Origin of the sequence: Sodalis sp. RH16, assembly GCF_047324245.1 — a bacterium.
Taxonomy (GTDB): Bacteria; Pseudomonadota; Gammaproteobacteria; order Enterobacterales; family Enterobacteriaceae; genus Acerihabitans; species Acerihabitans ligni.
Genome location: NZ_CP178737.1, coordinates 2031659 through 2044869, shown reverse-complemented (window position 1 = coordinate 2044869; position 13211 = coordinate 2031659). Strand labels below are relative to the sequence as shown.

At 47.3% G+C, this 13211-nt stretch carries 15 protein-coding genes; 10 read left to right on the top strand and 5 right to left on the bottom strand.

Annotation, left to right across the window (positions count from 1 at the left end; genetic code table 11):
• Positions 1–519 precede the first annotated feature (519 nt).
• Entirely contained in the window at positions 520–1374 is an 855-nt protein-coding gene (gene fabD, locus ACL2XJ_RS09280) for an ACP S-malonyltransferase (RefSeq protein ID WP_413726324.1), read from the bottom strand.
• 82 nt (positions 1375–1456) lie between these two features.
• Complete coding sequence (locus ACL2XJ_RS09275) at positions 1457–1705, bottom strand: phosphopantetheine-binding protein (RefSeq protein WP_413726323.1); 249 nt, start codon at positions 1703–1705, stop codon at positions 1457–1459.
• Positions 1706–1980: 275 nt separating this feature from the next.
• Here ACL2XJ_RS09275 and ACL2XJ_RS09270 point away from each other — a divergent pair, with 275 nt between their 5' ends.
• From ACL2XJ_RS09270 to ACL2XJ_RS09230, 9 genes are all read left to right on the top strand, one after another.
• A complete protein-coding gene (locus tag ACL2XJ_RS09270) occupies positions 1981–2295 on the top strand; it encodes a hypothetical protein (protein WP_413726322.1) in 315 nt (104 codons plus the stop codon).
• 193 nt (positions 2296–2488) lie between these two features.
• Positions 2489–2911 (top strand): 3-hydroxyacyl-ACP dehydratase FabZ family protein, encoded by a 423-nt coding sequence (locus ACL2XJ_RS09265; protein ID WP_413726875.1) that lies wholly within the window; start codon positions 2489–2491, stop codon positions 2909–2911.
• Positions 2901–4184, top strand: a complete 1284-nt coding sequence (locus ACL2XJ_RS09260) for a beta-ketoacyl-[acyl-carrier-protein] synthase family protein (protein WP_413726321.1) — start codon at positions 2901–2903, stop codon at positions 4182–4184. The genes ACL2XJ_RS09265 and ACL2XJ_RS09260 overlap by 11 nt, the downstream gene beginning before the upstream one ends.
• 1 nt (position 4185) lies before the next feature.
• A complete protein-coding gene (locus ACL2XJ_RS09255; protein ID WP_413726874.1) occupies positions 4186–4923 on the top strand; it encodes an SDR family NAD(P)-dependent oxidoreductase in 738 nt (245 codons plus the stop codon).
• A gap of 14 nt (positions 4924–4937) precedes the next feature.
• On the top strand, positions 4938–6176 hold the full coding sequence (locus ACL2XJ_RS09250) for a hydroxymethylglutaryl-CoA synthase family protein (RefSeq protein WP_413726320.1): 1239 nt from the start codon (positions 4938–4940) through the stop codon (positions 6174–6176).
• A complete protein-coding gene (locus ACL2XJ_RS09245) occupies positions 6169–6897 on the top strand; it encodes an enoyl-CoA hydratase/isomerase family protein (protein WP_413726319.1) in 729 nt (242 codons plus the stop codon). Before ACL2XJ_RS09250 ends, ACL2XJ_RS09245 begins: the two co-directional genes overlap by 8 nt.
• Positions 6890–7642 carry a polyketide synthase gene (locus ACL2XJ_RS09240; RefSeq protein ID WP_413726318.1) on the top strand — a complete coding sequence of 251 codons (753 nt, stop codon included), beginning with the start codon at positions 6890–6892 and terminating at the stop codon, positions 7640–7642. The genes ACL2XJ_RS09245 and ACL2XJ_RS09240 overlap by 8 nt, the downstream gene beginning before the upstream one ends.
• Before the next feature lie 2 nt (positions 7643–7644).
• Positions 7645–8433 carry an SDR family oxidoreductase gene (locus tag ACL2XJ_RS09235; RefSeq protein ID WP_413726317.1) on the top strand — a complete coding sequence of 263 codons (789 nt, stop codon included), beginning with the start codon at positions 7645–7647 and terminating at the stop codon, positions 8431–8433.
• A gap of 80 nt (positions 8434–8513) precedes the next feature.
• Entirely contained in the window at positions 8514–8954 is a 441-nt protein-coding gene (locus ACL2XJ_RS09230) for a lipocalin-like domain-containing protein (RefSeq protein ID WP_413726316.1), read from the top strand.
• A 72-nt stretch (positions 8955–9026) separates the two neighbouring features.
• Here ACL2XJ_RS09230 and ggt read toward each other — a convergent pair whose 3' ends face one another.
• On the bottom strand, positions 9027–10772 hold the full coding sequence (gene ggt / locus ACL2XJ_RS09225) for a gamma-glutamyltransferase (protein ID WP_413726315.1): 1746 nt from the start codon (positions 10770–10772) through the stop codon (positions 9027–9029).
• 154 nt (positions 10773–10926) lie between these two features.
• Here ggt and ACL2XJ_RS09220 point away from each other — a divergent pair, with 154 nt between their 5' ends.
• Complete coding sequence (locus ACL2XJ_RS09220; RefSeq protein ID WP_132923875.1) at positions 10927–11220, top strand: DUF2756 domain-containing protein; 294 nt, start codon at positions 10927–10929, stop codon at positions 11218–11220.
• A 144-nt stretch (positions 11221–11364) separates the two neighbouring features.
• Here ACL2XJ_RS09220 and ugpQ read toward each other — a convergent pair whose 3' ends face one another.
• Positions 11365–12132, bottom strand: coding sequence for a glycerophosphodiester phosphodiesterase (gene ugpQ / locus ACL2XJ_RS09215; protein ID WP_132923876.1), 768 nt, complete (start codon positions 12130–12132; stop codon positions 11365–11367).
• Complete coding sequence (locus tag ACL2XJ_RS09210) at positions 12129–13205, bottom strand: sn-glycerol-3-phosphate import ATP-binding protein UgpC (protein ID WP_413726314.1); 1077 nt, start codon at positions 13203–13205, stop codon at positions 12129–12131. The genes ugpQ and ACL2XJ_RS09210 overlap by 4 nt, the downstream gene beginning before the upstream one ends.
• Positions 13206–13211 lie beyond the last annotated feature (6 nt).

Genomic DNA, 13211 nt, shown 5'->3' with positions numbered 1-13211 from the left:
TATCGGTTATCTTTCGAAACGAAAAAATTAATAGCAAAAATTACTTCTCATATCCATTTAATTAAATAGCATAGATAATATAGCTATTATTTTTCCCCCAACGCTCGAATGGGCTATCGCGCTTAGAATGGGACTGGCGTGGCGACGTTTATCCTTACGGGGGAGGCACTACACGTACGTTATGGTTTTTCTCCTGCGAGCACAGGTATGATTATCACCTTTTTTGGACTTGGCCTAGGAATAGGGATGGGAATAGGAAATATTACCGTTGGCGTGGTTAATAAGTATTTAGTCATTTCTTCATTAATTTCAGGCGAGAATTTATCTTCTCTCATAATTTTATCGATAGGACCGTTTATAGGAATAATAACCTTCTCATTAGTATTTTCATGTCAAAAAAAGTACAGATGATTAATACGGCACGCTAGATAACAGCTAAAATCGGCAGCATGTAATGGGTAATTTTTGTATAGAAGCACATCTATAGCCCTTAAGATCTTGATATATTAATTTTGGTATTTATTTCAATTCAATATTTTTAATCATATCCAACAATATAGAACTGTCTCCTATTTCCACAAAATCATTAACGCCATGGGTTCGCATATACATAACGGATTGTCGCCACATAACAGGTTTATTAATATGTTCAGAAAGATTGCGCACCACGGATGATGCGCTATACGGCCGAGCTGTCCTGTTGGCGATCACAGGAATTTGCGGGGTTGAAAATGAAAAACTTTCAACGTATTCACCAAACCGGGCGGCTGCATGATTCAGCATGGAACTATGAAAAGCTCCGCTCACGTTCAGTACAACATATTTCACAGCGTCATTGTCGTAGAATACTTCCTCAGCAAGATGGATACTCTCGATAGGGCCTGAGATAACTATCTGGAAGTCGGCATTTAGATTGGCGATTGACAAGTTAAGTTGGCGATTTCTAGCAAGGACCTGCACCACCTCCTCCGCATCAAGACCGAGTACCGCCGCCATGCCGCCTCCCGCAATTTCAGACATAAGCTGCGCGCGACGGTTTACCAGATGCAGTCCGGTTTCAAAATCGAACACGCCGGCGCAAAGGAGTGCATTGAATTCACCTAAGGAATGTCCGGCCAAAAAAAATGGGGGGTGATTACCTTCTTCAGTATAATGTAAGTAATATAAAGCATTGATGGTATACAACGCTGGTTGAACATAACGTGTATTCCTAAAGCGATCAGCAGGGCAATTCAAGAAGAATTCACGAATGCTAAATCCGGAAATTTCATCCGCCTTCGCCAGTAAGTCCGGCCAAATATCAAAAACGACTGTCTTCATTCCTGAGCGCTGAGCACCCTGGCCCGGGAATAGTATAGCTTGTTTAGAAGTCACGTTCTTCACTCCCCCGTCACTCTGCATAGAAATGTCGAAACCTCATGTACTCCCAATATCTTTGCATTGCTTATCCTAAAACTTACATTTTTGAACTGCTGGTGACAAACAAATCTATCAGTCCGTTAATTGAATTAACATTCTTCAATTCGGTTCGCGGAATTTTTATTTTCAACTCTCTCATACTTCCCGAAACAACGGAAACAATATCTAAACTGCTTGCACCATAGTCCGCCATAGATTTTTGTAAATCAATTTCTGATTCATTGATGTCTTTAACGGCACTAACAATATGCTTTATTATAACATTTTTGATATATTCTCTGTTCATAATATCTCCTTACCATTGATGTAAATTATAGTGTCCCATTTGTTATAATCTTTTTTATTAAAACTATCAATCTTCCGATGATATTTAATTTTAGGTAAGAAAGTTTGAATAGTTTATATACTTTAATGCTTTCAATTATGGTTTAAATAATAATGCCTTTTTTCATAATGCGATCTGTCGCACATTTTTTTAGGTTTTTTATTGTAGTCTTTTAAGAGGACGATAATAATAATTTAGGACATGCCATTTCACTTTTCTGATGAGGATTATTCATCATGTCCCACATCCCCTGTTTTTGTATTTATGGTGTTTGTGGAACCTGTGACGACAGTTTGCTTATTGATTATTTGGATAAATCGATTTATACCGATGAAACCGATTTATTACTTCAAATAGAACGCTGTCCATATCAGGCATTGCATGCTTGGCAAATTCGCCATCATCCTCAAATCTCAGAAGTGTTTGAAATAGAGAAGGTCTTTTCAAAAGAATCAGCCGAAGAAGCCATAACTTTTTGGAAAGCCTACTTTAATTCCCTTGGCAAGATCGTTATTAGCGGCACTCATTTTAGTGAGGTTTTAAATGGATGAAAATGGCAGTAATGGTTCGGAAAGCGATGGCCTCCTATCGCAAGATAATCCCCTATCAGTCAATCATATAGAATACGGCAACGACCTTAATTTAGAAAAAATACAGCTATATCAATTGAAAGAAGATTTATTGTTTTCTGACAATGTGGCTAATGAATTGAAGCAGACTCTAGACCAGCGGCAGATAAAAAGAATGATACCCCATCGGCAACCGTTTCTCCTGGTGGACAGCGTTGAATTGATTAATCTTAAGCGCAGATTAATCAAAACAACCAGAAAAATAGATGAGCAAGACCCAGTATTCAGAGGGCATTTCCCTCATCATCCGGTATACCCGGGGGTGCTTCAGCAAGAAAGCATGTTTCAAAGCGCACTCATTTTATTATATTGCCTACTTAATGAGACTACCGAACCTTTGCAAAACGAGCAGGTTACTAACGCTGTGGGCACGCGAATATATGATGTCTTTCATTTGTGTGCCGTGCTTCCCGGAGATCTGATGACCATTCGCTGCGGCATCACAGAATACGATGCTCTGATTGCCACGGCCATTGTTCAAATTACGGTTAACAATAATATCGTCACCATCGGAAAAGGAGAATTTTGTGTCATCTGATCGCATAGTGGTAACTGGCATAGCCATCAATACACCGCTTGGAGACACATTAGATAATGTGGGGAATAATTTAATGTCTGGAAAATCCGCCATTGGCTACTGGCGTAATTTGGACACCCGTAATATCTATTCAAAAATCGGTGGGCAGCTTCCAGACTATAGTTCTGAAGACAAGCTGCGCACTTTTAGCAATCGTATTTCCGATGCCGTCATCGACCGTGCTGAGCGGGTTTTTAAGCAGACCACCAAGAACGTGCAGCTCTCGGTATTGATGGCTATGGACGCCTGGCTTGACGCAGGATTATTCGAGCAAACCCTTGATCCCTTCGAGTATGGTGTCATTTGCGGCGGACATAACCTGACTGATCAATATTTGCTTAATCAACAAGCTATTTTTCTGGATGAGCCGGAATTTATTGATGCTTTATCTGGATTAAACTCGCTCGATACCGACCATTCGTCCTCTGTGGCGCAAGTATTGAATGCCAAAGGATTAGCCTATCTCATCGGAGGAACCTGCGCCACCGGCAACGTCACCATGCAGGCCGCAGTGAATGCGATCAGAGTAGATCAAAAAAAGGTGGTTGCCGTCGTTTGCCCAATGGCCTCATTCCACCCGATGATGTTGCATTCACTGACGATTCTGGAAGCTATTTGTTATAGCCAATATCAGGATTCTCCCGCCAAGGCCAGTCGCCCTTATGACATAAATCGAAGTGGCTTCCTGCCCTGTGAAGGAGGAGCAGTATTAATTCTTGAACAGGCCGAGCACGCAGAAAGCCGTGGCGCGAAGATTTATGCCGAACTTCTGGGTGTCAGTATCAATTCTGATGCCAACCATCTTGGCGATCCTTCTCATGAAGGGCAGGTTCGGGTAATTCAGGATGTACTGCAAAAATGCCATATAGCCAAAGAGCAGGTCGATTTTGTCAGTGCCCATGCAACCTCCACGAAAATAGGTGACATCGTAGAAATAAATTCGATTAAAAAGGTGTTTGGCAGCCATGCGGGAAATCTTGTTATCAACGCACCGAAATCTTTGCTTGGGCATACCATGTGGGCATCCGGTGTCATAGAAGCAGCCATTGCTATTTGGCAAATGAAACGTGGAGAGTTCCATCAATCGCACAATATAGAAACGCTCGATCCTGCCGTAGATTTGAATGTGTGTGCCACCGGTAATGTAAAAAAAGACGTTGATGTTTTTTTGAACAACTCTTTTGGCATGGGAGGCATTAACAGTGCAAGCCTGTTCAGGCGGTATTATGGCTAGTATGAATTTGTTTGTCAGCGGTGGGGCCAGCGGTATAGGTCGAGGGGTGGTCATTGCCGCGTTGGAAAAAGGCTGGCATGTCGGCTTTAGCTACCACAGCAATAAAAATGGCGCTCAACAGATTCTTGATATTGCCCGAGCAAAATTTCCAAATCAATTATGTCATGCCTATCCCCTGGATGTGGCAGACAGCAAAGCCGTGGAGTCGACCGGCGATTGTATCATTGCTGATTTTAACGATATTGATGCGATTGTTTGCAATGCAGGCATGGATATCCCCTGTAATCTGGTGTCAATATCTGATGAAGATTGGGCACTAATACTCAATACCAACTTAACGGGCGCTTTTTATCTTATTCGCTATTTTCTTCCGTTATTCATCACCAATAAATACGGACGAATTGTCACTGTTTCCTCATTGGCTAAAGATGGTTCCTCGGGACAAGCGGCTTATGCTGCATCAAAGGCCGGCCTAGTGGGATTAACCGGAACAACGGCGAAGGAGTATGGCCGTTTTGGCATTACGGCTAACGTGTTGGTTCCCGGATTAATTGATACTGACATTATTGTTGACGATGTTAAAGGTATCGTACAGTTTTTTTCACAGCACTCCCCGTTAAGGCGGCTTGGCTCAACCAGTGAAGTTGCTGAAGCTATTTTATACCTTGCCAGCAGAGAAAGTAGTTATGTCAACGGTGCTGTTCTCAACGTAACAAGTGGTATTGATTGGGTCTATTGATTTCCGGGGGCGTGATGAACACTATTGGTATTGAAAAAATAAGTATCTATCCCAGCAGTCTGGCCCTGAGGTTATCTGACCTGGCCCACGCACGAGTTGGTGACAGGAAATATATTCAAGAAACCTTAATGGTTTCGACACGTAGCTTGGTTCCCTTATGCGAGGATGCGGTCACACTTGCGGTGAATAGCGCCAAAGAGATGCTGACCAATGAAGATCGATCGGACATCGGCCTGTTTATCATTGCAACAGAGTCTGGCTTAGACCAAGAAAAAGCGATTAGCACCTGGGCGCACCGCTATCTTAATCTACCTGCCGCTTGTCGTGTTTTTGAATTGAAATCTGCCTGTCATGCCGGCGCCGCTTCGCTGAAGATGGCTGAATCGTGGATATATTCCGGTCTAAATCGTGACAAGAAGGCTCTGCTGATCAACGTCGACATCAGCAATAATATGACTCGTCATGGAATGATGGAGTATAGCCTTGGCGCTGGCGCTGTTGCGTTGCTCATTTCGAATAAACCGCTTTTTGCAGTGATTGAAACGGGCAAATCAGGCGTTCATACCCATGAAGTCACCGATGTCATCCGCCCTCTTCCTTGGAAAGAGATAGCTTTTGATGTGCAGGCGAGCCTTTATTCCTATATGGACGGACTCGAAGGCGCTTTCGCAGAATATTGTCAGATAACGCCTGAAGCGAAAGACACCGCTTATTTCAATTATAATATTTATCACCTGCCTTTCCCTGGCATCAGCAAAGAAGCGCATAAAGTCTTGCTTGAGTTACAGGGGATATTTGGTATAGAGGCCATCGCGGCTTCATTTAAGAAAAAGGTAATACCTTCCTTATACTATTCCCAGCAAATGGGTGCGACCTATTGTGGTAGTATTTTTCTCTCTTTGTTTTCGCTTGTTTCACAGGCTCAGGGACTCAAACCCGGAGAGCGCATCGGGATTTACTCCTATGGGTCAGGCTCCTGTGCTGAATACTTTAGCATGCTTGTCGGGGAACAGGCAGTAGCGATTGCCCGGCAACAGGCTAAAAAACTGGATGCACTATTGGCTCAGCGAAAAATATTGGACGTGCCAGCCTATGAGCAATTGGAAGAAGCACGAAGCGCTCAAATGCAAGGTCAAGGCTACAAAGCAGACGAAAATAATATGCTGGACGGGTATGCTCGTTACTACAGCGGCAACGACCGTCTCATCCTTGAACATATCGATAATTACTTGAGGGGTTATCGTTATGTATGAATACGTTACTGTGCCTATAAAGTTTAATCCTGACTTATTATCGGATTTCGAGAGTCGGTTTGAAACAGCGTTAAAAAATAGTCAGTTTGATGTTATCGTACTCACAGGTGGCCGCACCTGGTTTAGTATGGGCATGGATCTTGATTATATAACAAAATCTTACGACCCACTCTTTATTTCTCAATTTTACAATATACTAAAAATGGTGAAAAACAGCCCCAAACCTGTCTTAGCCAAGGTGGAAGGGGATGTTATTGCCGGTGGGATTGCGCTTATGTCCTTAGCAGATTTTGTTATTGCCTGCGACACCGCTTCATTTAGTTTGCCGGAATCAACTATTGGGATAACGCCATCAATCGCTATGTCCTGTTTGCTTGAGCGCATTGCTCCTCATCATCTTCAATCCCTCGTATGGAGCGCTACTGCTATTCCGGCAATAGAAGCCCTTGAATGGGGTATGGTTGATAAAATGAGCACCATAGAAAACCTTGAGCAAGATGTCAGGACGATGTGCAATAAATTTTCAAAAATCCCCGAGTACGTTATTCGGGAAAGTAAACTACTTATAAACCCGCGCTCATCTTTTGATAAAACACTGGAGCTAGGCGCCCATCTCCTCAGAGAAAGATTAAATGACCCGCTAACTCTTGAAAAAATACGTCACTACCTTGAATGCATCCGTTTGTTTAATGATGAATACGCGGAGAACAAACATGAATAAATTTATCTTGGACGTTCATGGGGATGGAATTGTTTCTTTGAACATTAACGACCCAGCAAAAAAAAACGCAATCGATGATGAATTTTGCATACAATTGTATGACATAGTAGATCAAATTAAAAAGAACAAAAGCATAAAAGTTATTATCATGACCGGGTTACCTGATATATTTTGCAGCGGTGGTACAAAAGCGTTTTTACAAAACCTCATCAGCCATTACAAAACCAATATAGAGCATGATTATGCCAACCATCTAAAACAAATATTGAATATTCCCGTTCCTGTGATTGCGGCGATGGAAGGAAGCGCCACGGGTGGGGGATTAATTATAGGTTTATATGCGGACATTATAATCGCCGCAGAAGAGAGCCGTTATGGTCTAACATTCATGAACATGGGATTCACCCCAGGGATGGGTTCCACCGCATTATGTCAATCGGCGTTTGGTTATTATACAGGTTTTGAGATGATGATTACCGGTGACCACTTTACAGGCAAGGAATTGAAAGGAAAATGTTGTTTTAACTATATTTTACCGCGTGCTGCCGTCTTGAATAAGGCAATGGAATTGGCCGCGGCTGTTGCTGAAAAACCACGCCATAATTTAGAGTTGTTAAAAAAATACATGTCAATAGGAAGACGTAAGTCCCTTGAGGAGACAAGCACCATCGAAGCATTTATGCATCACATCTCTTTCAACCAGCTTGATATTGAAAAAAACATACAAGATAATTATACAGGTTGATTATGTTTAATAACTTCAGCGAAATGGTGGTTTTAATCACGGGTGGCACAAAGGGAATCGGCCGTGCCACTGTTGAAATTTTTGTTAAGGCCGGCGCAAAAGTCTATGGCACTTATTACTGGGGTGATAACTTAACGGAGTTGGAAGAATATTTTTCGAAATATTCTAACTCGCCTAGCTTTATATATTCAGATGTAAAAGATGAAAATGCAACATACTCTTTAATCAAAAATATCGCCAAAGAAAATCAAGGCATTGATATTTTTATTGCCAATGCAGCTTTCGCTCCGCAATTCAAAGAGAATTATGAATACCGCGGTTTGTTGAACAGTATCGAACATAATGCTTGGCCACTAATTAGCTATCTTAGTAATATAAAAGAAGTATTTGGTCATTGCCCGCGTTATGTTGTTGCAGTGACGTCCGAAGGTCATCGTAGTTGTTATATTGAAGGTTATGATTATGTGGCGGCATCGAAAGCCGTACTGGAAACCTTTGCAAAATATATTGCAGCACGGGACAATGTTATTATAAATTGTGTTTCACCCGGCGTAGTTGACACCGAAGCCTTTGAGCTTGTATTTGGCAAGAAGGCACAAAAATTTATCAGAAAATTCGATCCTGATTTTATCATCAAACCCGAAGCCGTTGGAAATGTGATTATGGCACTATGCAGTGGTTTAATGGATTCAGTACGAGGTCAAGTCATCCTCGCTGACAATGGAAAATTGTTTACCGATAATTTCACGAAATGGATCAAAATGATTGACGACCATTTCGAGGATAAATAACCAGATGCCCTATCTTATCATGATGCTTTGGCCGAAAGGGGTAATTTTATACTCTTCGCTAATATAAAAGAGGGTTAATTATGTCGGATATCAGTAAAAATAAATTTTTAGGCCGCTGGAAATTGGCATCTTGCACCGGAAAAAATGGCGCTAGAAGTATCTCTCCTTTAGGCGAAGCTCCTTTTGGGATGCTTATCTATACCGAACAATATATGATGGTCTTCATTTCAAGCAACGAGAGAAAAAAATTCAGCACGAATGATATTCGTGCCATTCCTCCTGAACAAATTGTGTTGGACTTCTCTAATTTCGAGACATATTGTGGCAGTTATTGTATTGATTTTATGAGAAATAAAGTGACTCATTATATTGAGAGCGGTAAAAATCCCAATCAAATTGGCACACAATTTTGCCGATACTTTAGCTTTGAGCGTAAAAAACTCATTTTGAAATCTACCGACAGCCTATTACTAAATGGCGAACCATGGTTGGTTGAGCTGATTTGGAATAAACAAGAATGAATAGTTAGTCTGACGTTATGTTTGGATGAGCGTTAACGCAACGCCCTCTCGTATATCGAGCCAGTCCTGGCCCTAATATCCTGCGGTCAAATCATCTATGGTTCTCGGATCGGATGCGCCGCTGAGGGTGCCGTCGGGCATCACCATGATGCTCTGCGTGCTGCCCATGACCGGTTGAACCGACACATGCTGGCCTTTTTCAGATAACAGCCTCAGCGTATCCGGACTGAAGCCTTTTTCCACCCGCAGCTCATCCGGCGTCCACTGCTGATGGAAACGCGGCGCATCGGTGGCGTCGGCGATATTCTGTTTGAAATCGATGGTGTCCACCAGGATTTGCAGGACGGTGGTAATAATTCGGCTACCCCCCGGGCTGCCGGTAACCAGCCAGACTTTGCCGTCTTTTTCCACAATGGTGGGGGACATGGACGACAGCGGCCGCTTGCGCGCCTGTACCGCGTTGGCATCTCCTCCCACCAGCCCGTACATGTTCGGTACGCCCGGCTGGGCGGCAAAATCATCCATTTCATTATTCAACAGGATGCCGCTGTTGCCCGCCATGATACCGCTGCCGAAGAAGGTGTTCAGGGTATAGGTTACCGCCACTGCGTTCCCCTGCCCGTCGACAATGGAATAATGGGTGGTTTGGTCGCTCTCGTAAGGCTGAATCCGGCCGGGCTTGATCTGGGTGGAAGGAATGGCATGTGCCAGGTCGATGCGTTGCGCCAGGGTTTTGGCATAGGCTTTGTTGGTGAGTGCGGCTACCGGCACGTTGATAAAATCGGGATCGCCAAGGTATTCCGAGCGATCGGCATAGGCGAATTTCATCGCTTCCGACATCACCTGGATGGCATCGGCGCTGCCGGCGCCCATTTTCGCCAAATCAAAATTCTCCAGAATATTCAGGATCTCGATGATATGGATACCGCCGGAGGACGGCGGCGGCATGGAGTAAACCCGGTAGCCGCGATAGGTGCCGGATACCGGCCGGCGTTCCACCGCGCGGTAGGCCGCCAGATCCGCCTTGCTGATCAATCCGCCCTGCCGCTGCATCTCGCCGGCGATGTCATCGGCGATAGCGCCCCGATAAAAAGCCGCCGGCCCCTGGGCTGCGATGGACTCCAAGCTATGGGCCAATTGCGGCTGTACCAGTTTTTCCCCCTCTGCGTAGGGCTGTCCGTCTGCCTTGAAAAATACCGCTTTACTGTTCGGGTGATTAACGAGCACTTCTTTGCCATAGCCGGCCAGATCGGACGCCAGGGCCCGGTTAACGATAAATCCGTTCTTTGCCAGGGCGATGGCCGGCTGCATCACCCGTTGCAACGGCCAGGAACCGTATCGTTCCAGCGCCAGGGACAATCCCGCCACCGTGCCGGGGGTGCCGGATGCCAGGGGACTTAACAGGGATAGCCGACTGTCGGCCTTTCCGTCCGTACCGATAAACATATTGCGGGTGGCCCCGGCAGGCGCCATTTCCCGAAAATCCACCGCCGCCGTCTTGCCCGCGGCGGTACGAATCAGCATAAAGCCGCCGCCCCCGAGATTGCCCGCCTGCGGATGGGTCACCGCCAGGGCATAACCCACCGCCACCGCCGCATCCACCGCATTGCCGCCGGCGCGCAGTACATCCACCCCCACCCGAGTGGCCGTCTCGTCCACGGTGGAGACCATGCCGTGCCGGGCGGTGACCGGGTGATGAATATCGCTTTCAACCCCGTAAGTGAGGGGTGCGCCGGCGGCCGGCAATAGCAGTGCCTGGGAAAACAGCGCCGCCAGTAATAAGCCGGCCCGGCAACGGGAGACAATGGCAAGAAACATTCTTCACCCAAATGGTTAACTAACGAATTATTAATTAACTTAGCACCCTATGGTTTTTTTATCCTGCGGCATGAATCGCAATAAGCACAGTCTAACCCTGCGTTTCCACCGGTTTGGCGTAAAATTAACGTAGGGTGTCACCAACGAGGTGTATATGAAATTAATGATATGGCTGGGTTTGACGGTCGCGCTGGCGGCCTGCGCGGTGTCGGCGGCGCAAAAGCCCGGGGTTGCCGGGCAGCCTTACCCGCCCTTCACGCCGTCGCCGGCCCAGCAGCATTTGCAGCAGCAAATGCAAATGAACGCGCAACAGCAGCAAACCCGCTTACAGCTTCAACAGCAAATGCAACGAGACCAGCAGCGCAGCCAGCTGCAATCCCAGCTCAATGCCGATCGACAGCGAACGCAGCAAAACGCGCCGGCCAATCAACTGCAGCAAAACCCTTAACGGCAGAATCAGCACCGTTTAAACAGGATGCCGGCTCATTGAGAAATCGGCACCGTTCACGCATGGCGCCCTTCCCGGCGGAATTTTCACCGTACTACGCAGGGCGCCGGTTGCCGGTGAAATTTGATCGGTTTAAGCAGGAGGCTAATTCGCGCTCTCGGTGAAATCGGCGCCGAAATCGGCGTCAATCAGGTCTATCCGGTCGGTGCAGAGGGAATCGACGCCCCAGCTTAGCAGGGTTCGTGCACGATAGGGACTGTTCACCGTATAGGCCAGGATATGCAAACCGGCGTCGATAATCTTCGTGACGCGCTCTTCAGTCAGCAGTTCGTGATTAAGATGCAGGGCGCTGCATTCCAGCCGCTGAGACAGCGCCGGCCAGTTGTCGTCCCATTCGTCAAGCAATAGTCCGCGCGGTAGTTCCGGCGCGCTTTTCAGCGCCTCGGCCAGCGCCTCGATGGAAAACGAGGATAACAGCGGCGGCGGCGACATATGGCGCCACAGCTCCCTAGCCGCCAGCGCAACGGCGCGGCCGGTTTCAACATCGGCGCCGGTGGTGGGTTTTATTTCTATATTCACCGCCATTCCATATTTGGCGCAGCGCGCCGCCACCTCGGTGAGCAGGGGCAAAGGCTCCTCGCGAAAAGCATCGCTGTACCACTCGCCGGCATCCAGCCTGGAAAGCGTCTCCCAAGGCTGCTCGCCGGCAATGCCCCGGCCGTTGGTGGTGCGTTCTAGGGTATCGTCATGTAACAAAAATATCTGTCCGTCAGCGGAGAGCTTGGCGTCCACTTCAATCATCTTCTGTCCCAGACGCGCTCCAGTATCAATGGCGGACAGGGTGTTTTCGGGCGCCTGCGCGCCGCCGCCGCGGTGGGCTACAATAGTCGGGTAAGGCCAATCTTCTGTCATATTTCCACCCGGGATCCGCTTAAGGGATCAAAAAAGTGCCATGCCTGGGCCGGGCACAATATAGGGAGGACCGTGCCGATGGCGGGTTGGTCGTCATGGGAGAGCCGCATTACGATATCGCAGGCGCCCCAGCGTCCGTGGACCAGATTATCGGCCCCAAGCTGTTCAAGGGTCACGACTTCCAATTCAACACCCCCGGTTTTGGACCTGGATTGTTCAATATGCTCCGGACGGATACCCGCGGTCAACTCGCGTCCGCGCCATAATGCGGCAAAACCGGGAAAAGGGAGGGACGGACCGCCCGTTATGTTAAAAAAACCGCCGTCTTCGCTGACCCGGCCGGGCAGCAGATTCATCGCCGGCGATCCCATGAAACCGGCCACAAACAGCGACGCCGGCCGGCGGTAAATTTCCGTCGGGGTGCCGATTTGCTCCACCCGGCCTTTGTTCATGACTATCACCCGCTCCGCCAGGGTCATGGCCTCCACCTGATCGTGGGTGACATAGAGACTGGTGGTCCGCAGGCGCCGGTGCAGCAGTTGCAGCTCCAGGCGCATCTGGGTGCGCAGCTTCGCGTCCAGGTTTGATAGCGGCTCGTCAAATAAAAACACCGCCGGTTCGCGCACCAATGCCCGCCCCATGGCCACGCGCTGCCGCTGCCCGCCGGAGAGTTCCCGCGGTTTGCGGGCCAACAACCCCCCCAGCTCCAGCATTTGCGCGACGTTATCCACCAGCTTGCGGATATGCTGCTTGCCGAAGCCGCGGATTTTCAGGCCGTAGGCCATATTGTCATAAACGCTCATATGGGGATATAAGGCATAATTCTGAAACACCATGGCAATGCCGCGATCTTTGGGCTCGCGTTCGGTTACCCGCTCGCCGTCAATATAGATATCGCCGCTGCTCACGCTTTCCAGCCCGGCCACCATGCGCAGCAGAGTGGATTTACCGCAGCCGGAAGGTCCCACCAGCACGATAAATTCACCGTCGGCCACATCCAGATCCAGCGGCGCGATTACCGGGGTGCGGCCGTCATAGCTTTTGACCACCGATCGTAAAATTAGACTTGCCATAGATAA